Genomic DNA, 19,920 nt, shown 5'->3' on the forward strand with positions numbered 1-19,920 from the left:
AGCCGCTGATAATACTTGCCTGTTCCCCTCAGTGACAAGCATTCAAATGTTAAAATTCGTTCTTCCACGCACGAAGAGCAGAAAACACTGCAATTGGTGTCGTATCTTGTGTGCGATTCGCTACAGCTTTGATCACACTTTGCTCCTGACAGCGCAAAAATGGATTGACCCACCGTTCTTGGCGTAAGGTAGTCGGTAAGGTCGATTTTTCTTGGCCGCGTAATCTGATCACTTCATCACGGTAGTTGAGTAGTAATTGATTGTCGGGCTCAACGGCAAGAGCAAAAGAGATGTTGGCAGCGGTATACTCATGAGCGCAGTACACTTCGGTTTCTTCTGCCAAAGCATTGATCTTGCCTAGTGAGTCAAACATCTGCTCAAAGGTACCTTCAAATACTCGTCCGCACCCGGCGGAGAAAAGTACATCTCCACAAAATAGTTTGCCGTCTCCGTAATAGCCGATGTGACCTTTAGTGTGTCCCGGTAAGCCTAGGACTAGGAAGGTCTCACCAAACAGATCCAGTTGGTCGCCATCGTCAACGTTGGTGTTGACTGCAGCGATAGGTTCGTTCGCTGGCCCAACGACTTTGGTGTCCGGATAGGCAATGACTAAGTCTGCCACGCCACCAATATGATCGTTGTGGTGGTGGGTCAGCAAGATGGCCTCAAGTTGCAGGTCATTGGTTTTGAGATATTCCAACACTGGAGCGGCATCACCAGGGTCGACAACGGCACAACGGCGATCGCTATTTTGAATCAGCCAGATGTAATTGTCGTTAAATGCAGGTATGCTTTTGATGATTAACATGTTTGGTTCTCCAATAACCTATCTTCAATAACCGATCGGTGAGGCGCTAACGAATGAAGCCAGCTCGTTCCTCTCGAAAACTTGAACAACCCCATTCTTGGCAACAATTGCGAAATGGTCAATGGGTATCTGAGTCGATTCAGTTGCGATTGGATGAATGGTGTACAAAAGTCTTCGGTTATCACATGTTGAAACTGGGCGGTTTGAGCTGTGAGCTTACCACGTGCAATTGTAATATCTCTCATCAGGTGATGGTGGACAGTGTTAACCCACTACGCAATGTCACCGCCGATGCGTTTGATTTGCCTTTCATGGAAAAGAGTTTTGATGCGGTATTGATGGCCCACCAACTCGACTATTGTAACGACCCGCACCGTCTATTGCGAGAAGTTGACCGAGTGATGATTGATGATGGTTACCTCATTTTGACTGGATACAATCCAATCAGTTGGGTTGGTTGTTCAAGTTTGCTGCCATGGCGAAAAAATAATCTACCATGGAGTGGGCGTATGTTTACGCCAAATCGAATTCGAGATTGGTTAGGGCTACTCAATTATCAAGTGGTTCATAGCGATTGTTACGCACTGTTCCCATTTTCTCGCTATCGCCCGATGTGGACTTGGATGGAAAATGCCGCAGGTAGCTGGGCATCACCATTTGGTAGCTTGTACTTTATCGTTGCACGTAAGCGAACCTACCCACTCAAGCCAATCAAGCCGCACTGGCGATTGAAACGCAGTCTCTCACCGCTAGGGGTGAATTATAGGGTTCGGGAATCGGCGAGCGGTAAGCGGTAACTGGGCGCTTACAAGTTCTTTAGTACTCTTTTCAGCCTTTATAGGTGAGAAACGGTAGTAAACTCACATACGAATAAAGAAAAACCCACACATTCTCATGTATGGGTTTTTCTTTATTCGTATGTCTTTGGTGGTCTACCTAAGTAGTGATATTCCAAAGCTCTCACCAAGAATGTTAGGTTGTCTACGAGAAAAGGTCAAGTGACGAAAGCCATATCTTATCGTGCGATAGAGAGAACGCTATCGACAGCTCGGTTATCTACTTACCGACAAGAAGTAAAGAAAAGAACAGGTCAGAATAACTTACAAAAAGCCATCCAGCTGTATGAATGGAATGCGGAGCTTTCTGCCAGTTTGTTAGTGGTTATTCACATCTACGAGGTGACACTAAGGAATGCGATAAGTGCTGCATTGGAGCTTAGGTATGGTGTCGATTGGCCAATAAATGTTGCGTTTCAAAACTCTTTACCGAAATGGCAAAAGCAAGAACTAATCACTCTTGATGAAGTGGTTAACTATACAAATGTAGGGAAGGTTATCCCCGAACTTAGGCCTGTTTGGTTTGAAAACATACTGAGGCCTGCAAACAATATCCGGATTTGGAAGCCATTTTTGAAGCAAGTTTTCCCTAACTCGGGTGATGAAGCGGCAGAGCTAGTGATCAAAAGACTAAAATCTGGATGCTTTAGAATTCGAAAGCTAAGAAATCGAGTTGCCCACCACGAACCGATTTTTGCTCATCCTACAGTAATTGAGGTTTACCCTATTATTGCTGAGGCAATTGAGTGGCGCTGTCTCGACACTAGAGAATGGTTAGATTCTGTAGAAAGACTCACGCCACTATTGAGAGGTTTTGAAGATATTATAAGGGGTTAACTTGGTTGATACCCAGTATCTTCTTCCGTCGGTGCTTCGGCGGCAGTTCTGGCCAGTTCATCGCAGATTTCGTTTTCACGATGACCTGCGTGGCCTTTCACCCAGCGCCAATCCACGTCATGGCGAGCGGTTTCTGCATCCAGTGCTTGCCATAGGTCGGCATTTTTCACCGGTTTCTTGTCAGCGGTTTTCCAGCCGCGTTTTTTCCAGTTATGGATCCACTGGGTAATGCCTTGGCGTACATATTGGCTATCTGTGGTTAGAATGACCTGGCATGGCTCTTTAAGAGTTTTAAGCGCCACGACTGCTGCCAACATTTCCATACGGTTGTTGGTGGTGAGAGTGTAACCTTTGGCTAGGTGTTTTTCGGTTTGCTTGTATCTCAGTACGATGCCGTAACCGCCCGGACCTGGATTTCCTAAACAGGAACCGTCCGTGAAAATTTCTACTTGTTTGACCATGATTTGATACTATTATCGCATTGCCTCTGACAATATAGTCTGACACAGCTAATAAGATGAATACCAGCATGAATTCCGAACATCACCGCATTGTTGTCCTCGATACCGAAACCACGGGTATGAACCGAGAGGGTGGTCCGCACTATCAAGATCACCGTATTATCGAAATTGGTGCGGTTGAAATCATTGATCGCAAGCTGACGGGGCGTCACTTCCATGTCTACCTCAAGCCAGATCGTGAAATTCAGCCAGATGCAGTATTGGTCCACGGTATTTGTGATGAGTTCTTGCTAGATAAACCGGAATACCGTGATGTGCACGCTGAGTTTCTAGACTTCATTAAAGGCGCTGAGCTGGTCGCTCACAACGCCCCCTTCGATGTGGGCTTTATGGATTACGAGTTTGGTATGCTCGATCCATCGATCGGTAAAACAGAGCAATATTGCAAAGTTACCGATACCCTTGCCATGGCGAAGAAGATCTTCCCGGGCAAACGAAATAACCTCGATATACTTTGTGATCGTTACGGTATAGATAACTCACACCGTACGCTTCACGGGGCATTGCTCGATGCCGAGATCCTAGCCGACGTTTATCTGTTGATGACGGGTGGCCAAACATCACTTCGCTTCTCTTCTGAAAACTCCGACCAAGACGGTGGGGGAGAAGCTATTCGCCGAGCTTCAGGTCGTAATCTTAAAGTTTTGCGCGCAACGGCCGATGAATTAAATGCACACAGTGCTAGGTTAGATAAGATTGAAGAGAAAGGGGCGTGCCTCTGGCGCCAATAGGAGAATAATATGTTGCGGATTTTGTTAGGCTTTTTCTGTCTCATGCTGAGTTTTGTGGGGCGTGCTGAAACAGAGTCTGCAATTACCTTACTCGACAATCGATTTCGAGTTGATTCCACCATTTCTCAAGTATCTTTTCTGATATATCGTAAAGAGCGCTCTCAATCGGTCATATTGGTTCGTCCTGACGGGGTCAAGTATTACGCTTGGAACCACCCTGAACATGTGCGCTGGTACAATGAATCTGGCATGGACATTATTTCCATCGATAATCCGATGCCAGGGCCGTGGCAGGCGATTGGTAAAGTGCACCCGGCCAATAACATTCGAATCATTTCCAACCTTCAGCTTGAAGTTGACTTGTTTCCACAACGTCTTTATTTAGGTGAAACGCTCAAGTTCACCGCTCGCCTTGAGCAGAACGGTGACCCGCTCAATATTCGCGATTTTCTCGACCGAGTCGAACTCACGGTGACTTTTACTAAGTACATTGAAAATGAAGAAGCTCTGTCGCCAGATGCTCGACCGATACCGACAGTCATTGGCCGTTTTCTTGACGATGGTACCCTGCTTGACGAAAAGCCGGGTGATGGCGTGTTCACTGCGCAGCTACCTATAGATATAGAGCCAGGTAAATATCGCGCGAGAATTTCGTCGGGAAATGGGGTGTTTTTGCGCGCTATTGAACAGACGGTATTGGTCTATCCTCGACCTTTTGCACTCACCTTTAACCAAGCACGAGTCGAAACCGTTGATCACACCTTGGATATCACTCCAGAGAAAGGCTCAATTGCGACGGGCAGTTTGGCTCTGACGGTAACCCAAACCACGCCAGCGGGTTTGGAGGTGGTCACACAGGATATGGCTGCGAAAGATGCTGACATGCTTAAAGCCAGTTTGCCGAATAGCGAGCAAACAGGTCGACATGCGTGGGAAGGGCACGTTTATGCCACGGAAGCAGCAACAGGCCGTGAGTTGATGTTTAAACTGCCAGAGCAAACCTTTGGTGTGGTCGAAAAAGTCGATGTTGAGAAGTCGATGATGGAGTTCAAAAAAGCACAAGAGGAGCAAAAACGCCTCGAAGACGAGCTTAAGCGTGCCGAAGAGCGAGAAGCGGCGAAAACCAAGGGCATAATTATCATAGCGGTAGGTAACGTGGTGATTTTGATTCTTGGTGTGCTAGGTTGGTTTATCTGGCGTAAGATAAAACTTCAGCGAGCGGACATTCCAGAGATGCAGTTATCGATGCCACCTAAAGATTGACCGAATTAAACAGGAACGCCGAAGGTCGCTGTACACCCTCGGCGTTTTTGATCATTTGTCTAGGTAGGGACTTCTTCATTGGCATCATTTCGCCCAGCAAGCAGTATAAACTCTAGATCCACTTGGCGTTTCGTTAACCTATCCCCCCAAACCTTTTCAAGCTCTGCATATGCTTGGTCGACAAAGGCATCCCCAATGTCTGCAATGCAGCGCCGAGTGGCTGAGAAAGTACACAAAAAGCTCATGAACTCATCCAATGTCCAGCTCATTTGCATGTTAATTTCTGGTACTTCTAGGCGAGTGAAAGGGATATCAATGTCTCGGTAGTGATCCCAAAGCAGACGGTTTTGCTTTGCCCAGTAGGGCTCGACAATATCGAGTAAGTGTTGCTTAAATACTGGGTCTATTTGATCTGATACTTTAGGCCAAGTGTAGCCCCATGCAGCGAATATACCCTGTGGTTTGAGCACACGTTTTACCTCTGGCCAGTACTGCTCAAAGTCAAACCAGTGCAGTGCTTGAGCGACACAGACCAGGTCGAAACTGTGCTGACCAAAATTGGTGTTTTCGGACGCAGTAACACTGTAGTGAACCCGTGGGTTAGGTTTCGCATTGGCTATCTGCTCTGGGCTAACGTCCGTCGCTTGTACGTGATCGAAGAAGCGCACCAAACTGTCAGCAGCTTGCCCATTACCGCATGCGCAATCCCATGCCTGCTGATGAGCGGGTGTAAGGGTGGCCAGATACTCGAAAAGTGCTTCTGGGTAGAGTGGACGAGCCACTTCGTAGAGATCAGAGCGGTCACTAAATAGGGTATGGCTTTCCATCGCATTCTCCTTATTTTTGTTTTATGAGTGGCCCAGTCAGCACACCTTAATATGCATAAGATACTCAAGAAATCATCAAGATACAGGGGAGAAGCTGCGAAGTGCTTCACACTCTGGTAGGGCGTTTTTGCTTAAGTTAAGACAGAAAAAGCCTCTCATAGTTGCTATGAGAGGCTTTGAAAATAGAAGCTGATGACTTATGCCACGTCTTCCATGTTAGGTGTGATCTGTGGATTTGCCGCTAGGTGGTCTGGTTCGAAATCATCGACATTGATGGTTTCTAAGCGCAGCTCTTCAGCAAGCGTCAGCAATTGGGCTTCTTCGGCGTTGATTAAGCCTTCTGCCAGTCCTTGCTCTGCTACGAGATTAAGCTGGGTAAACGGACGACGTATTTCTAGCCCTTTACACACTTTGTCAAACACAGGCTCGGCTTGCAAAATTACATGCAGAGCGTGTTCGATTCGGCCCGCGGGGTTATGCGCTGTCGGCTCCAAGTATTGGTTGCGACCAATGCGTGAGCGAGTTTCGTTTGGCGTTTGCAACAGTTGAGCAACTTGGTTGTCTAGCTTGTCACTTGGCATCTTACGCACACGTCCGTACGGCATTAGCATCACTTTAAGGGTTTTGCCTAACCATTTCACAGGGAAGTTTGCTAGGAACTGATCGATAGCGACTTCAGTTTGATACAAGCAGTCTTGCATTGCCCATTCAAGAACGGCAACATCTTCTGCTTTTGCGCCTTCGTCAGCAAAGCGCTTTAGTGTGGCACTGCCTAGGTAAAGCTGGCTTAAAATATCGCCTAAACGAGCGGATAGACGCTCTTTACGTTTTAGTGAGCCTCCTAATACCGCCATGGATATATCCGATAGGAATGCCATGTTAGCACTGTAGCGGTTAAGTTTTTGGTAGTAGCGACGAGTAACGTCACTGGTTGGGCTTTCTGAACCATAGCCATCCGTTAGGCCAAGCCAAACACTGCGCACTAGGTTACTCATAGTAAAGCCAACGTGACCAAACAGGGCACGGTCGAATTTGTCGATAGCGTCAGGTGACTGGGAGTGGGCTGCATCCATTTCCGCTAGCACGTATGGGTGACAGCGAATCGCTCCTTGACCATAGATAATCATCGAACGAGTCAGGATATTTGCGCCTTCTACTGTGATTGCTACTGGCGCACCTTGATAGCCGCGCGCAAGGAAGTTTGACGGACCAAGGCAGACACCTTTACCACCAACAATATCCATTGCATCGATCACCCCGCGTTGAGCTCGGTGGGTACAGTGGTATTTTACGATTGCCGAGATAACTGATGGTTTTTCACCAAGATCGATTCCTGCCACAGTTAGGGTACTTGCCGCATCCAGAACATAGGCGTTACCTGCAATGCGTGCTAATGGCTCTTCGATTCCTTCCATATGGCCAATTGGTTGTTTGAACTGACGGCGGATTCGAGCGTAAGCCCCTGTCGCCAATGCCGCCGTTTTTAGGCCACCTGTTGAGCTAGAAGGTAGCGTAATACCTCGACCCACACTCAAACACTCAACCAACATACGCCAGCCTTGACCAGCCATTTTTTGGCCACCAATGATGAAATCTAGCGGTACAAAAATATCTTGTCCACGGGTTGGACCATTTTGGAACGGTACGTTTAGTGGGAAATGACGGTTACCGATTTCGACCCCTTCAATGTCTGTTGGGATCAACGCACAGGTGATGCCAAGTTCTTTGTCATCACCTAATAGGCCATCTGGGTCGCGTAGTTTAAATGCAAGGCCGAGTACCGTTGCAACTGGTGCAAGGGTGATATAGCGCTTGTTCCAAGTAATGCGCATACCTAGGACTTTCTCACCTTTCCATTCGCCTTCACAGACGATGCCGTAATCTGGAATTGAACCTGCGTCAGAGCCCGCTTCTGGGCTTGTCAGAGCAAAACACGGGATCTCTTGTCCATTGGCTAAGCGAGGTAAGTAGTAATCTCGCTGCTCTTCAGTACCGTAATGCTGTAGCAGTTCACCTGGACCTAAAGAGTTTGGAACACCTACGGTTGAGGCTAATACACTCGATGCACCGGTCAGTTTCTGTAGTACCAGAGATTGTGCATAGGCTGAGAACTCAAGGCCGCCATATTTCTTTTTGATGATCATAGCGAAGAATTTGTTGTCTTTAAGGTACTGCCAAATCTCCGGGGGTAAGTCTGCCAGTTCGTGAGTGATCTGGTAGTCGTTTGCCATTGCGCAGACTTCATTTACCGGGCCATCAAGGAAGGCTTGCTCTTCCGCACTCAGTTCTGGTTTTGCAATTGAGGTGAGTTTACGCCAGTCAGGTTTACCGCGGAAAAGTTCAGCTTCCCACCAAATAGTTCCTGCATCGAGTGCCTCTTTTTCCGTTTGAGACATAGCTGGAAGTACTTTTCGAAACGCTACCAGTGCTTTGGAACTAATGAGACTCTGACGAACCCCAGGCAGGGCTAGAATTGCGCCGATGACGATAAACACCGTCCAAGCGATTGGCCCGACAGAGCCAAAGATGGTTGCGATAAACATTACGCCACCGATTAAAGCCAGTGACGTCGCTAACGCATATCTATGGTAAAGCGCAAGGCCGATGGCCGCAGCGATACCTAGGGTAGAGAGCAAAATTTCCATGTTAATTATCCTTTTGTTCAACGAAGCTGGTACCTGTTGTTTTTGTCTGGTCGTACCAGTTAAGGTGAGTGTAATTCAAATGTTGAGTAAATGTAAAATTTATCTAAGTTGAAAAGGTGATCTCGCTAGCGCTCTGGGCAAAAAAACAGCAGATGATAAAAAGATGGGCATTTAGCTGCATTAAGTGGCGCAGATCATGCTGTGCAAGGTGACAGGGGTTAGGCTTTGTAGTACAACTCAATCTAGGTATCACCTAGCCTAGCTATTGATAAAACTTATAAGATAAGAGAGAAACCTATGTACCAAGATCTCATTCGCAGCGAGCTCAACGAAGCAGCTCAAGTTCTGCAAGCGTTTCTAGCCGATGACAACAACATTGCTCAAATTGAAGCGGCAGCAAAAATGATTGCTGATTCGTTTAAGCAAGGCGGTAAAGTTCTTTCTTGTGGTAATGGCGGTTCACACTGTGATGCGATGCACTTTGCTGAAGAGCTAACAGGTCGCTATCGTGAAAATCGCCCTGGCTACCCAGGCATCGCAATTTCTGATCCTAGCCACCTCTCTTGTGTATCAAATGACTTTGGTTATGATCATGTGTTCTCTCGTTACCTTGAAGCGGTAGGCTCGGAAGGCGATGTTCTGTTTGGTCTATCGACGTCAGGTAACTCTGGCAATATCTTAAAAGCGATTGAAGCGGCAAAAGCAAAAGGCATCAAGACCATCGCCCTAACGGGTAAAGATGGTGGTAAAATGGCAGGCTTGGCGGATATCGAAATTCGTGTCCCTCACTTTGGTTATGCAGACCGTATTCAAGAAGTTCACATCAAGATCATTCACATCGTGATTCAATTGATCGAAAAAGAGATGGAATAACGTCAGGTCTTTAAGAAGGGAGAATCAGGGAAGATGTGTGAATTGCTCGGAATGAGCGCCAACGTGCCAACCGACATTTGTTTTAGTTTTACGGGTCTGATGCAGCGCGGTGGTAACACTGGGCCTCATCGTGATGGCTGGGGGATCACCTTTTACGAAGGCAAAGGCTTTCGAAATTTCAAAGATCCCAACCCAAGCTGCGATTCAAAAATTGCTGAGCTAGTGCAAAACTACCCAATCAAAAGCTGCGCAGTGATTAGCCATATTCGTCAGGCAAACCGTGGCAAAGTCAACCTTGAAAATACTCACCCATTTACCCGTGAGTTATGGGGGCGTTATTGGACCTTTGCCCACAATGGTCAGCTGACAGGCTATGAAGGCATGGCGACAGGCATCTTCCGTCCTGTGGGACAGACTGACAGTGAACTGGCCTTTTGTTGGCTGCTGTGCAAACTAGAGCAGAAATTTCCTACTCCACCCACCGATATGCTGCTGGTGTTTCGCTATATTCGCACGTTAAGTGATGAACTAATGAAGCTTGGTGTGTTTAACATGCTGCTCAGCGATGGTGATTACGTAATGAGTTACTGCACCAACCACCTTTATTGGATCACTCGTTGTGCGCCATTTGGTGAAGCGAGCTTGATAGATGAAGATGTGACGATCGATTTTCAACAAGAAACCACGCCGAACGATGTGGTGACAGTGATCGCCACTCAGCCATTGACTGACAATGAAGAGTGGAAGCGGATGAAGCCGGGAGAGTATTGCCTGTTCCATTTTGGTGAGCTTATCGAGTGCAACCACGAAGAACTGGCGCACGTTGCTTACCCGCCTAAGAAAGTAAAGTCGCAAGCACCAACGCAGCCTCTTTAGTGAGAGCAATATAGAAGATCAAAAAAGGAGGCTTAAGCCTCCTTTTTATTAATCAGTCTTGTGCATAACCTTGCTTGGGTAGGATATTTCCATCCAACACAGCTTGTTCATCTTTGTCCATCACTAGACGCTCTTCAACAAACCATTTCACTACCATAGGGTAGATGTTGTGTTCTTGAGTTTGAACTCGCTCAGCCAGTAGCTCAGGAGTATCATCTTCAAATACTGGGACTTTGGCTTGCAATATTACCGGGCCACCATCAAGTTCTTCAGTGACAAAATGCACGCTTGCGCCATGCTCTTGGTCTTTTTCTTCAATTGCACGTTGGTGGGTATGAAGACCTGGGTACTTGGGCAGCAGGGAAGGGTGAATATTCACCATCTTACCTAGGTAGTGTCGAACAAAGTCCGCTGACAAGATTCGCATGTAACCGGCTAGAACAATGAGGTCTGGCTGGTAGGCATCGATTTGACGCATAAGGTCTGCGTCAAATTGATCACGATTGGCAAAGTCCTTTGGGTTGGCAAAATGGGCATCAATGCCACTTTGTTTTGCTCGCTCTAATCCATAAGCGTCCGCTTGGTTTGAAAAAACGGCGCTGACTTGGCCTGATATCTGCCCAGACTCGCAGGCGTCAATGACTGCCTGCAAGTTTGAACCGTTACCAGAAATTAAGACAACGATATTTTTCATGGAATTAGCGGATCTCTACTTGTTCTTCTTCGCCATTCGCAGCAGCGATTTCACCGATAACCCAAGCGTTTTCGCCTTCAGCGTTTAGAAGCGCTACTGCAGCGTCTGCTTGCTCTTTAGGAAGAGCAACAACTAGGCCAACACCACAGTTGAAGGTACGGTACATTTCGTGAGTCTCAACGTTACCTTTCTCTTGTAGCCAAGAGAAGATCGCAGGCCATTCCCAGCTGTTACCGTCGATAACTGCTTTAGTGCCTTCAGGTAGTACGCGAGGGATGTTTTCCCAGAAACCACCGCCAGTGATGTGCGAGATAGCGTGGATATCGTGCTCAGCAATCATCTTAAGTGCAGACTTAATGTAGATGCGAGTTGGTTCTAGTAGTTGCTCACCGATAGTGCGGCCGTTTAGCTCTTCACTTAGGTCAGCGTTAGAAACTTCTAGGATTTTACGGATTAGCGAGTAACCGTTTGAGTGTGGGCCACTTGAGCCAACAGCAATTAGTGCATCACCAGCAGCAACTTTAGTACCGTCGATGATTTCTTCTTTCTCAACAACACCTACACAGAAGCCAGCTACATCGTAGTCTTCGCCTTCGTACATGCCAGGCATTTCAGCAGTTTCACCACCGATTAGAGAACAGCCAGATTGAACACAGCCTTCAGCAATACCAGAAACTACGTCAGCCGCAGTATCAACATCTAGTTTGCCTGTTGCGTAGTAATCTAGGAAGAAAAGAGGTTCTGCACCTTGAACGATTAGATCGTTCACACACATAGCAACAAGGTCGATGCCGATGGTGTCATGTTTTTTCATATCCAGAGCAAGGCGTAGCTTAGTACCTACACCGTCTGTACCTGAAACTAGAACAGGTTGCTTGTAGTTAGTTGGTAGCTCACATAGCGCACCAAAACCACCGATACCACCCATTACTTCTGGGCGACGAGTGCGCTTTACAGCACCTTTAATACGGTCTACAAGTGCGTTGCCAGCATCGATATCTACACCAGCGTCTTTATAACTAAGAGAAGAGTTGTTACCACTCACGGGGATGTCCTCGTCATAGGTTGGATGTGAAAAACGCGGGTATTCTAACAGGGGTTGCCCAGAAAAGGAAAACGTTTGCGTGATTATTTTTCTATGCCATACATCCAGAAAATTAATTGAATAGCATGTATAATCAGACGGTTTATATAAAAATCTCGGAGTAGGAAATGAAAGTTGTTGAAGTGAAACACCCGCTAGTTAAACACAAACTGGGTTTAATGAGAGAAGGTGACATCAGCACCAAGCGCTTTCGCGAGCTGGCAACAGAGGTGGGAAGCCTGTTAACGTACGAGGCAACGGCAGATTTCGAAACTGAGCGTGTCACCATCGAAGGTTGGAATGGCCCAGTTGAAATTGACCAAATCAAAGGTAAAAAAGTTACTGTGGTGCCAATCCTACGTGCAGGTCTGGGCATGATGGATGGTGTGATGGAGCACATGCCAAGTGCTCGTATCAGTGTGGTGGGCATCTACCGTGACGAAGAAACACTGGAACCTGTGCCATACTTCAACAAGCTTGCATCTAACATCGATGAGCGTATTGCGCTGGTGGTTGACCCAATGTTAGCAACTGGTGGTTCTATGATTGCAACCATCGACCTACTGAAAGAAAAAGGCTGTAAGCACATTAAAGTGTTGGTGTTAGTGGCTGCACCAGAAGGCATTGAGGCGCTTGAAAAAGCACATCCAGACATTGAAATGTACACGGCTGCAATCGATGAGAAACTAAACGATAAAGGTTACATCGTTCCTGGTCTTGGTGACGCGGGTGATAAGATCTTCGGTACTAAGTAAACCGTCGCCAGATTGAAAAAGAGGGAAGCCATGGCTTCCCTCTTTTTTTATTGTTTCGAAAAGTTAAGCATTTTCTTGTTTTGGCTCACTCTCTTCCATTTGTGCATTATCTACGACATGGTTTTCACCAAGGTCATCTGGCAAGATGAGATTAAGTGCAATTGCCACAATACCGCACAAGCTCACCCCTTGAAGGCTAAAGTCACCAATGCCAAACGCCATGCCGCCAATACCAAACACGAGAGTGACAGCAACGATCACCAAGTTACGAGATTTGTGCAGATCAACATGGTTTTTGATTAAGGTATTCAGACCTACGGTTGCAATAGAGCCAAACAGTAAGATCATGATGCCGCCCATGACAGGAACAGGAATGGTCTGAAGCAGCGCACCTAGTTTACCAACCAAAGCGAGCACGATTGCAGTCACTGCCGCCCATGTCATGATCACTGGATTGAAGGCTTTGGTTAGCATCACAGCGCCTGTCACTTCTGAGTAAGTTGTGTTTGGCGGCGCACCCACCATTGAAGCGGCCATTGTAGCGACACCGTCACCAGTAATAGTACGATGAAGCCCCGGTTTCTTTAGGTAATCTTTGTTGGTGACGTTTGAAATTGCCAGCATATCGCCAACGTGCTCAACCGCAGGGGCAATGGCTACCGGGATCATAAATAAGATCGCGTTGATGTTAAATTCTGGGAAAGTAAAGTTTGGTAGTGACAGCCATGCCGCTTGTGCTACTGGAGTGAAGTCGACCACACCGTAAGCCAAACTCAGAGCATAACCTACACAAATACCGCCAAAGATAGGCAGCAGTTTCAAAAAGCCTTTGGCAAATACACTCAAACCGATAGTCGTGGCTAGCGATGCACAAGCTATCACTAACGCAGCAGTGCCATCCACCAATTGAACAGCGCCGTCACCAGTTTTACCTAGCGCCATGTTCACCGCTACGGGCGCAAGTCCTAAGCCAATCACCATGATGACAGGGCCAACCACAACAGGTGGTAGCAATTTATGGATGATGGCGACACCTTTAGCTTTGATCACCGCACCAAGCAGTACGTAGACAAAACCTGCGGCCATCAAACCACCCATGGTCGAGGCGATGCCCCAAGTTTGAACGCCGTACATGATAGGTGCGATGAAAGCAAAAGAGGAGGCAAGGAAAATTGGCACGCTACGACGAGTGATCACCTGAAAGATCAAGGTGCCGACCCCAGCACCAAACAATGCAACGCTTGGGTCCAAGCCCGTTAATAGTGGGACCAATACCAGTGCACCAAATGCAACAAACAGCATTTGAGTGCCTTGAAGTATGTTTTTCATAAACTTAATCCGTGTCTAGTCAATAAAATCGGCTGGAGTTTATCATTTAGCAATCGATTGCGTACTCGATATAGATCAAGCAAATGATTTTAACAGCAATAAGATAAATGAATTATTTTTGATGGTGGTGTCATTTGTTTGCAAACCCCGAGCCAAATGGGGTGCGAAACTTGCCCCACAGTAAACTCTTGCTTATCATCAACAGTTCAATATTAAGAGGTTAGCGTTTTATGAAACGAGTGTTGGGCTGGTTGATGTGTGCATTAGCAATGCCAAGCTTCGCCATGACAAAAGTCGATCTGTTTACGGCAGAGATCCCTTTAAGTGAAGAAAGCAATGCAGAAGCTCTGGCGCAGAGCCAAGGTTTAGCTCAAGTATTGATCAAAGCATCGGGCGATAAGAGTGCCGGAGAAAATGCAGTGGTAAAAAAGGCCCTGCGTAACAGCGGTCAATACTTGACTCAAATTAGCAGCAGCGAACTCAATGGGCAGCCCAGCCTAAAGCTGGGTTACAACTCTCAGCAAGTGCAATCATTACTAACGCAAGCGGGACTGGCTTATTGGTCGCCTACGCGCAGCAATCTACTGGTTTGGCTGGTCGAAGAAGATGGTTTCCAGCGTCAGATTGGTTGGGAACAAAGTGGCTCTATGTCGATTGCTCCGTTGAAGCAAGCGGCAGATACTCGTGGCTTGCCGTTAACTATCCCGGTTGGGGACTTTGATGATGTGACAGCCATTACTGCCCCTGATCTCTGGGGTGGGTTTGTCGACCCAATGGCGCAGGCCAGTGTTCGCTACCCAGTGGATGCCGTTCTAGTGCTTCGTATTCAGCACCGAGATAACAACAGTGTGGTGCGTTGGTCGCTTTATGATCAATTGCCATCTTTAATTGCCTCTTCGCAGCAATCTCCTCTCACAGGTCGTGCAGTGGGTTCACTAAATGGCGCTCTGGGTGACATGGTCGACCAAGTATCGGATTACTACGCAGGCAAAAGCGCAGTAAAAGTTTCGGATACATCTACGCAAACGGTATTAACTCAGTTTGTCGAAGTGAACAATGCTAATGACTTCTTTACCCTTGAGTCGATGCTAAAAGGGCTGAATTCAGTCGCCTCTGTCGATGTGATGAAAATTCAGGGCAATAGTGTTCGTTACCGTGTACATTTGCTGGCAAGCCTAGCCGATTTTGAGCGTGAACTGGCGAACTTCTCTCAAGTGAATCGAGTAGAGTTCATTGAACCTCAGCCTGTCTCAGTGGAAGAACCCGCAGTGATTGAGGAAAGCAATGACGGAGTGCAGCCACTTACTGAAGCGGATGCTAGCGTTTCGGATGCACAACCTTTAGTTGAGGATAGCCTGCCTGCCCCAGAGCCAGAGCAACCGCAAGAGCCACTCCTCACTTACGAGTGGATAGGATAATAAAAAAACAGCCTCCATGCGGAGGCTGTTTTTTTATCTTTATTGCTGACCAAATTTGGCTTTTTCTTGTTTCTCTACTTCTGAGAGTTTGGTGAGTTTTAGGCCTAACTCTTTCCCTCTTTCTCTGGCATATAGCGTATTACCAACAAAAGCCACGGAGACAAGCAGTAATTCGATGGCTGCTAGCCAACGCTCGCCACCATCGACATAAATCAGCGTCAGAGAGTGCAAAAAGTAAATCATCAAGACAAAATTTGCCCACGCATGGGTGTATGGTTTACCAGCGAGTATACCAGGCAGAGGCAGCAACATAGGGATCGCCCATGCAATTGCCAGTGTCCAACTGTTTAGGTGAGGGTGGGGTGACAATACCGCTTGCCATAACACCACCCAAGACAATAAAGCCAAATTGGCGACCAGCGCTAAGTAACGGTATTGCGATGAGGTTTTGGTCATACTAATCCTTTAGTTTTTTTGCTGTTTTGGCTAAGCGTTGTCCGAGCTTGTAGGCCAGTTGTCCACTGTCGCTCTGATGCGTTAAGCGATCGGGTGCCAAATGGCTGGCACCATAAGGCGTGCCGCCAGCTTGTGTGTGATGGAGCTCAGGCTCTGAGTAAGGGATACCTAACACCATCATTCCATGATGAAACAGGGGCAGCATCATGGTGTGCAATGTAGACTCTTGACCGCCATGCATAGAGGAAGAGGAGGTAAAAACCACGGCAGGTTTATCGATCAAACCGCCAGCCACCCAAGTGGGTGTCGTTTGGTCCCAAAAGTGTTTAAGAGGTGCTGCCATATTGCCAAACCAGACTGGACTACCTAATGCCAGACCATCACAGCGGGTAAGATCATCTAGTGATACTACGGCCTCTTTCGCTGGCGTTTCTGGGTCAAGTTCAGCGACGGTTCTTAGCGTTGCTTGGCAACCGTCAATAGACTCAATCCCTCGTGCAATTTGGCGAGCGAGAGACTGAGTACTGCCATGGCGGCTGTAGTAGAGAACTAACAGCTCGCAGCTCATACGATCTCTAGAACTTGCTCTGGTGGGCGGCCAAGACGTGCTTTGCCGTTATTCACAACAATCGGGCGCTCAATTAATTTCGGGGTATTAACCATAGCTTCAAACAGAGCTTCATCGCTCGCATCGGCGAGATTTTGCTCTTTATATTCTGCTTCCTTAACGCGCATCATTTGGCGTACTTCGTTAAGCTCTAGCTGAGCAAACAAGGTTTTAAGCAGCTCAACGCTAAGCGGTGCTTCGAGGTATTTTACCACTTCTGGGCTGATGCCTTTTTCTTCCAACAACGCAAGCGTCTGGCGGCTCTTAGAACAGCGAGGGTTGTGGTAAATAACGACTGACATGGTTTTCTCCTAGTTTTGTAGTGCCATAAAACGATCGCGTTCGATGCTGAGCTGATCGATCCGTGCGTCGTATCTGGCTTGTTTTAAACTTCCTAAATCGACTAAATGGCTGGCATCACTATAGTTTTTAATCGCTCCTTGCCAATTAGCCCTCAGTGCAAAAATTTCACCTCTGGCGGCGAGATGTTCATCTCGACGGTCAAGGTATTTGTAAGCATCGGCCAGTAGCGACCAACCGTTAAGATCCTCTGGATGCTCGTGAGTGTAGCGCTGCAATACTTTAGCGGCTTGCTCGTACTGTTTACTTTCGTTAAGCAAGTTAGCGTAGTTGATGGTTAATACCGAGTTACCCGGCTTTTTATCCAGCGCTTTTTTCAGCATTTCGATGCCTTTTTCTGGCTTTTCTTGATAAAGATAAAGGTCCGATAGGGCATCCAAATAAAAATTGTTACGTGGCTCCAATGCAATCAATTCATCGAGTAACGCTTGCGCTTGATCTAACTTCTTGGTGTCTAAGTAAACCAGTGCTTTGCCGTATTTGTAGGTTGGGGCGAGTTCGGCAGAGGCTTTCTTCAGGCGTCGTTCCATCCAATCAAGCGCTGCCTCACTTTGCAAATCAGCATGCCTTGCAATGACACGTGCTTTCGCTAAGTGGAAATCGATTGACGGGCCGATACGCAGTGGAGGATAGCTTTGTGCACGGGCGCGCGAATCTGTAATACGGTCTTCAGGTAATGGGTGAGTCAGTAGCATTGGCGGTGGTTTGCTCGCATAGCGGAACTCATCCGCAAGACGGCCAAAGAAGCTAGGCATCGCTTTAGGATCAAAACCTGCTTTTGCCATAGTGACGATACCAAAGCGATCGGCTTCTTTTTCATTAGCACGGGTATAGTTGATTTGGCTCTGCATTGCACCTGCTTGAGTGGCAGTAATGGCTGCGATACCTGCTTGCGGATTTGCTACCGCTAGTAACAGCGATCCAACCAGCGCCGCCATGGTTGCAGGAGAGCGGTTAGCTTGGTCTTCCATGGCTCGGGCTAGGTGGCGCTGGGTCACGTGGGCGATTTCGTGGGCAACGACTGAGGCAAGCTCACTTTCACTGCGGGTATACAAGAATAGACCAGAATGAAGTGCAATGTAGCCGCCAAAAAATGCGTAAGCGTTGATGGCGCGATTTTCGACCATGAAGAATCGAAACGGTGTCTTAACATCGTTGGCATGAGCGACCAACTGGTGGCCCAAGCTACTGATGTATTCGTTAAGAACGGGGTCATGCACGATAGGCTGACTGGCTCTGATCATGCGCATGTAGGCATCACCATAGATCTGTTCTTGATCTATGGTCAGCGTAGCGGCCGCAGCGGTTCCAATATCCGGAAGTTCATAGCTGCGGTTTTGCCCAAAGCTAGGCATCGCCATTAAGCTCGAGAGTAAAAGACAAAGTGCTGAGCGAGACTGTTTTAACATGCGTAATAAAGGACTCAATATAGTGAACTGATACTTTGGACTGTCAGGCGCATATTTGGTTCTATCTTGTGTAGAAATCCTTTTAGTTATGTGCGCTTAACAGCAAGGTATTAGCTTACCGATATTCAAAAAAAATGCCCTAATATTTTACCTGTTTGCCGTAATTTGGTGGTAAATTGATCGGCAAGGGTGTGAGCTTGCCCTGCGAAATATTTGCTTTTTTACCGTTTTAAATGAGGACGCTTTTCATCAGCCATGACCTCAACTACTTTAGATTTGCGCCAGCACCAGTGCCCGATGAGCTTGTTACTGATGAAACGAGCCGTGGTGAAACTTGCCGATACACAGCGTTTAACAATCTATGTTTCCGATGCAGCTTCGGTGCATGATATGATACGTTTTCTTGACCTTCATCCATACTCTTACGGCGTTGACCAACAAAAGACTCACACCGTAATTACTGTAGAGAGACTCTCAACCCATGTTTGATATGGTAAAAAGCTGGTATCAACGCCGCTTTTCAGACCCACATGCTGTTAGCCTTGTTGCCATTTTGCTATTTGGTTTTGCAACCATCTACTTCTTCGGTAACTTGATTGCCCCGTTGCTGGTGGCGATTGTGCTGGCTTATCTATTGGAATGGCCAGTCACTCAGATGACTCGTTTGGGGCTTCCTCGCTCGTTGGCCGTACCTGTTGTGGTGTTGATCTTTTTAGGTTTGGCGCTGATCTCTGTGTTTGGACTTATCCCGACTATTTGGAATCAGGTAGGCAACCTGATTAACGATATTCCAAACATGTATAACGGCTTACAGAAATTTATCTCTACTATTCCTGAGCAGTACCCTGAACTTGCCAACATGCATATCGTGGAGACGATAGCCTCGAATGCCAAAAACAAGGTGCTGACCTTGGGCGAGAATGTGGTCAAAGGTTCACTTACCTCATTGATTTCGCTTGCGACCGTGGCTGTTTACCTGATTTTGGTGCCTCTATTAGTGTTCTTTTTACTTAAAGATAAAGAAGAGATGATGGAGATGATGACCAGCTTCTTGCCGCGTAACCGTCGCCTCGCAACCAAGGTTTGGCGAGAGATGAACCAGCAAATTTCCAATTACATCCGCGGTAAGGTGATGGAAATACTCATTGTTGGTGGTGTGAGTTATGTCACCTTTGCCATTTTGGACTTGCGCTATTCAGTGCTGCTCGCAGTGGCTGTGGGTCTATCGGTACTCATTCCTTACATCGGTGCTGCGGCAGTAACCGTGCCAGTTGCGATTGTCGGTCTGTTTCAATGGGGATTAACACCTGATTTTTACTGGCTGCTGTTTGCTTACGGCATCATTCAGATGCTCGATGGTAACGTACTCGTGCCAGTACTATTCTCAGAAGCTGTGAACCTTCATCCAGTTGCAATCATTGTGTCTGTACTTGTCTTTGGTGGTTTGTGGGGATTCTGGGGGGTATTTTTTGCCATACCGCTCGCAACACTGGTCAAGGCGGTGATTAACGCTTTGCCAGATACCGATGGTGTCATAGAAGAGTAACTGTTCAAAAAAGAGACCGCTGGGCGGTCTCTTTTTCGTTAAATC

General features: G+C 47.1%; 21 protein-coding genes. 10 read left to right on the forward strand and 11 right to left on the reverse strand.

Features of this window, described 5'->3' with window-relative positions:
- Positions 1 to 49 precede the first annotated feature (49 nt).
- The gene (gene gloB / locus J4N39_RS03645) at positions 50 to 808 is read right to left on the reverse strand and encodes a hydroxyacylglutathione hydrolase (protein WP_252022039.1); all 759 of its coding nucleotides are present in this window, start codon (positions 806 to 808) and stop codon (positions 50 to 52) included.
- A 53-nt stretch (positions 809 to 861) separates the two neighbouring features.
- On the opposite strand from gloB, the gene J4N39_RS03650 reads away from it, so the two are divergent.
- Positions 862 to 1,605, forward strand: coding sequence for a class I SAM-dependent methyltransferase (locus tag J4N39_RS03650; RefSeq protein WP_252022041.1), 744 nt, complete (start codon positions 862 to 864; stop codon positions 1,603 to 1,605).
- 201 nt (positions 1,606 to 1,806) lie between these two features.
- Complete coding sequence (locus J4N39_RS03655) at positions 1,807 to 2,481, forward strand: Abi family protein (protein WP_252022043.1); 675 nt, start codon at positions 1,807 to 1,809, stop codon at positions 2,479 to 2,481.
- Here J4N39_RS03655 and rnhA read toward each other — a convergent pair.
- Positions 2,478 to 2,942, reverse strand: coding sequence for a ribonuclease HI (gene rnhA, locus J4N39_RS03660; protein WP_252022045.1), 465 nt, complete (start codon positions 2,940 to 2,942; stop codon positions 2,478 to 2,480). The genes J4N39_RS03655 and rnhA overlap by 4 nt on opposite strands.
- A gap of 56 nt (positions 2,943 to 2,998) precedes the next feature.
- Between rnhA and dnaQ the strand changes: the two genes are divergently transcribed.
- Positions 2,999 to 3,733: a DNA polymerase III subunit epsilon gene (dnaQ, locus tag J4N39_RS03665; RefSeq protein ID WP_252022047.1), complete on the forward strand. Its 735-nt coding sequence runs from the start codon at positions 2,999 to 3,001 to the stop codon at positions 3,731 to 3,733.
- Positions 3,734 to 3,742: 9 nt separating this feature from the next.
- Entirely contained in the window at positions 3,743 to 4,996 is a 1,254-nt protein-coding gene (locus J4N39_RS03670; RefSeq protein ID WP_252022049.1) for a TIGR03503 family protein, read from the forward strand.
- A 59-nt stretch (positions 4,997 to 5,055) separates the two neighbouring features.
- Here the strand turns inward: J4N39_RS03670 and J4N39_RS03675 are convergent, their stop codons facing one another.
- Together J4N39_RS03675 and fadE are read right to left on the reverse strand one after the other, a co-directional pair.
- Complete coding sequence (locus J4N39_RS03675; protein WP_252022051.1) at positions 5,056 to 5,823, reverse strand: class I SAM-dependent methyltransferase; 768 nt, start codon at positions 5,821 to 5,823, stop codon at positions 5,056 to 5,058.
- A gap of 197 nt (positions 5,824 to 6,020) precedes the next feature.
- Positions 6,021 to 8,468, reverse strand: a complete 2,448-nt coding sequence (fadE, locus tag J4N39_RS03680) for an acyl-CoA dehydrogenase FadE (protein WP_252022053.1) — start codon at positions 8,466 to 8,468, stop codon at positions 6,021 to 6,023.
- A 297-nt stretch (positions 8,469 to 8,765) separates the two neighbouring features.
- Between fadE and lpcA the strand changes: the two genes are divergently transcribed.
- A complete protein-coding gene (gene lpcA / locus J4N39_RS03685; protein WP_252022055.1) occupies positions 8,766 to 9,341 on the forward strand; it encodes a D-sedoheptulose 7-phosphate isomerase in 576 nt (191 codons plus the stop codon).
- 33 nt (positions 9,342 to 9,374) lie between these two features.
- Complete coding sequence (locus tag J4N39_RS03690; RefSeq protein WP_252022057.1) at positions 9,375 to 10,217, forward strand: class II glutamine amidotransferase; 843 nt, start codon at positions 9,375 to 9,377, stop codon at positions 10,215 to 10,217.
- Positions 10,218 to 10,269: 52 nt separating this feature from the next.
- Here J4N39_RS03690 and purN read toward each other — a convergent pair whose 3' ends face one another.
- On the reverse strand, positions 10,270 to 10,911 hold the full coding sequence (gene purN, locus J4N39_RS03695; RefSeq protein WP_252022059.1) for a phosphoribosylglycinamide formyltransferase: 642 nt from the start codon (positions 10,909 to 10,911) through the stop codon (positions 10,270 to 10,272).
- 4 nt (positions 10,912 to 10,915) lie between these two features.
- Positions 10,916 to 11,956 (reverse strand): phosphoribosylformylglycinamidine cyclo-ligase, encoded by a 1,041-nt coding sequence (gene purM / locus J4N39_RS03700; RefSeq protein WP_252022061.1) that lies wholly within the window; start codon positions 11,954 to 11,956, stop codon positions 10,916 to 10,918.
- Positions 11,957 to 12,123: 167 nt separating this feature from the next.
- Here purM and upp point away from each other — a divergent pair, with 167 nt between their 5' ends.
- A complete protein-coding gene (upp, locus tag J4N39_RS03705; RefSeq protein ID WP_252022064.1) occupies positions 12,124 to 12,750 on the forward strand; it encodes a uracil phosphoribosyltransferase in 627 nt (208 codons plus the stop codon).
- Between the two features lie 63 nt (positions 12,751 to 12,813).
- On the opposite strand, the gene J4N39_RS03710 is transcribed toward upp, so the two are convergent.
- Positions 12,814 to 14,079 (reverse strand): uracil-xanthine permease family protein, encoded by a 1,266-nt coding sequence (locus J4N39_RS03710; RefSeq protein WP_252022066.1) that lies wholly within the window; start codon positions 14,077 to 14,079, stop codon positions 12,814 to 12,816.
- 230 nt (positions 14,080 to 14,309) lie between these two features.
- Here J4N39_RS03710 and J4N39_RS03715 point away from each other — a divergent pair, with 230 nt between their 5' ends.
- Positions 14,310 to 15,497 (forward strand): DUF2066 domain-containing protein, encoded by a 1,188-nt coding sequence (locus J4N39_RS03715; protein ID WP_252022068.1) that lies wholly within the window; start codon positions 14,310 to 14,312, stop codon positions 15,495 to 15,497.
- 39 nt (positions 15,498 to 15,536) lie between these two features.
- Here the strand turns inward: J4N39_RS03715 and J4N39_RS03720 are convergent, their stop codons facing one another.
- Genes J4N39_RS03720 through bepA form a run of 4 tightly spaced genes read right to left on the reverse strand, consistent with a single transcriptional unit; the run spans position 15,537 to position 18,329 of the window.
- The gene (locus J4N39_RS03720; protein ID WP_252022070.1) at positions 15,537 to 15,953 is read right to left on the reverse strand and encodes a DUF2069 domain-containing protein; all 417 of its coding nucleotides are present in this window, start codon (positions 15,951 to 15,953) and stop codon (positions 15,537 to 15,539) included.
- 1 nt (position 15,954) lies between these two features.
- The gene (gene wrbA / locus J4N39_RS03725; protein ID WP_252022072.1) at positions 15,955 to 16,521 is read right to left on the reverse strand and encodes an NAD(P)H:quinone oxidoreductase; all 567 of its coding nucleotides are present in this window, start codon (positions 16,519 to 16,521) and stop codon (positions 15,955 to 15,957) included.
- On the reverse strand, positions 16,518 to 16,862 hold the full coding sequence (gene arsC / locus J4N39_RS03730; RefSeq protein ID WP_252022075.1) for an arsenate reductase (glutaredoxin): 345 nt from the start codon (positions 16,860 to 16,862) through the stop codon (positions 16,518 to 16,520). Before arsC ends, wrbA begins: the two co-directional genes overlap by 4 nt.
- A 9-nt stretch (positions 16,863 to 16,871) precedes the next feature.
- Positions 16,872 to 18,329, reverse strand: a complete 1,458-nt coding sequence (gene bepA / locus J4N39_RS03735) for a beta-barrel assembly-enhancing protease (protein WP_252022077.1) — start codon at positions 18,327 to 18,329, stop codon at positions 16,872 to 16,874.
- A 255-nt stretch (positions 18,330 to 18,584) separates the two neighbouring features.
- Here bepA and J4N39_RS03740 point away from each other — a divergent pair, with 255 nt between their 5' ends.
- Positions 18,585 to 18,818, forward strand: coding sequence for a sulfurtransferase TusA family protein (locus J4N39_RS03740; protein ID WP_252022079.1), 234 nt, complete (start codon positions 18,585 to 18,587; stop codon positions 18,816 to 18,818).
- The gene (locus J4N39_RS03745; RefSeq protein ID WP_252022081.1) at positions 18,811 to 19,875 is read left to right on the forward strand and encodes an AI-2E family transporter; all 1,065 of its coding nucleotides are present in this window, start codon (positions 18,811 to 18,813) and stop codon (positions 19,873 to 19,875) included. Before J4N39_RS03740 ends, J4N39_RS03745 begins: the two co-directional genes overlap by 8 nt.
- Positions 19,876 to 19,920: the final 45 nt, after the last annotated feature.

This window comes from Vibrio sp. SCSIO 43136 (assembly GCF_023716565.1).
Lineage (GTDB): Bacteria > Pseudomonadota > Gammaproteobacteria > Enterobacterales > Vibrionaceae > Vibrio.

What these genes read in the sequence shown, in the direction of transcription:
- gloB (WP_252022039.1), bottom strand. Translation starts at nt 808, where the DNA reads ATGTTAATCATCAAAAGCATACCTGCATTTAACGACAATTACATCTGG.
- J4N39_RS03650 (WP_252022041.1), top strand. Translation starts at nt 862, where the DNA reads ATGAAGCCAGCTCGTTCCTCTCGAAAACTTGAACAACCCCATTCTTGG.
- rnhA (WP_252022045.1), bottom strand. Translation starts at nt 2,942, where the DNA reads ATGGTCAAACAAGTAGAAATTTTCACGGACGGTTCCTGTTTAGGAAAT.
- dnaQ (WP_252022047.1), top strand. Translation starts at nt 2,999, where the DNA reads ATGAATACCAGCATGAATTCCGAACATCACCGCATTGTTGTCCTCGAT.
- J4N39_RS03670 (WP_252022049.1), top strand. Translation starts at nt 3,743, where the DNA reads ATGTTGCGGATTTTGTTAGGCTTTTTCTGTCTCATGCTGAGTTTTGTG.
- J4N39_RS03675 (WP_252022051.1), bottom strand. Translation starts at nt 5,823, where the DNA reads ATGGAAAGCCATACCCTATTTAGTGACCGCTCTGATCTCTACGAAGTG.
- fadE (WP_252022053.1), bottom strand. Translation starts at nt 8,468, where the DNA reads ATGGAAATTTTGCTCTCTACCCTAGGTATCGCTGCGGCCATCGGCCTT.
- lpcA (WP_252022055.1), top strand. Translation starts at nt 8,766, where the DNA reads ATGTACCAAGATCTCATTCGCAGCGAGCTCAACGAAGCAGCTCAAGTT.
- J4N39_RS03690 (WP_252022057.1), top strand. Translation starts at nt 9,375, where the DNA reads ATGTGTGAATTGCTCGGAATGAGCGCCAACGTGCCAACCGACATTTGT.
- purN (WP_252022059.1), bottom strand. Translation starts at nt 10,911, where the DNA reads ATGAAAAATATCGTTGTCTTAATTTCTGGTAACGGTTCAAACTTGCAG.
- upp (WP_252022064.1), top strand. Translation starts at nt 12,124, where the DNA reads ATGAAAGTTGTTGAAGTGAAACACCCGCTAGTTAAACACAAACTGGGT.
- J4N39_RS03710 (WP_252022066.1), bottom strand. Translation starts at nt 14,079, where the DNA reads ATGAAAAACATACTTCAAGGCACTCAAATGCTGTTTGTTGCATTTGGT.
- J4N39_RS03715 (WP_252022068.1), top strand. Translation starts at nt 14,310, where the DNA reads ATGAAACGAGTGTTGGGCTGGTTGATGTGTGCATTAGCAATGCCAAGC.
- J4N39_RS03720 (WP_252022070.1), bottom strand. Translation starts at nt 15,953, where the DNA reads ATGACCAAAACCTCATCGCAATACCGTTACTTAGCGCTGGTCGCCAAT.
- wrbA (WP_252022072.1), bottom strand. Translation starts at nt 16,521, where the DNA reads ATGAGCTGCGAGCTGTTAGTTCTCTACTACAGCCGCCATGGCAGTACT.
- arsC (WP_252022075.1), bottom strand. Translation starts at nt 16,862, where the DNA reads ATGTCAGTCGTTATTTACCACAACCCTCGCTGTTCTAAGAGCCGCCAG.
- bepA (WP_252022077.1), bottom strand. Translation starts at nt 18,329, where the DNA reads ATGTTAAAACAGTCTCGCTCAGCACTTTGTCTTTTACTCTCGAGCTTA.
- J4N39_RS03740 (WP_252022079.1), top strand. Translation starts at nt 18,585, where the DNA reads ATGACCTCAACTACTTTAGATTTGCGCCAGCACCAGTGCCCGATGAGC.
- J4N39_RS03745 (WP_252022081.1), top strand. Translation starts at nt 18,811, where the DNA reads ATGTTTGATATGGTAAAAAGCTGGTATCAACGCCGCTTTTCAGACCCA.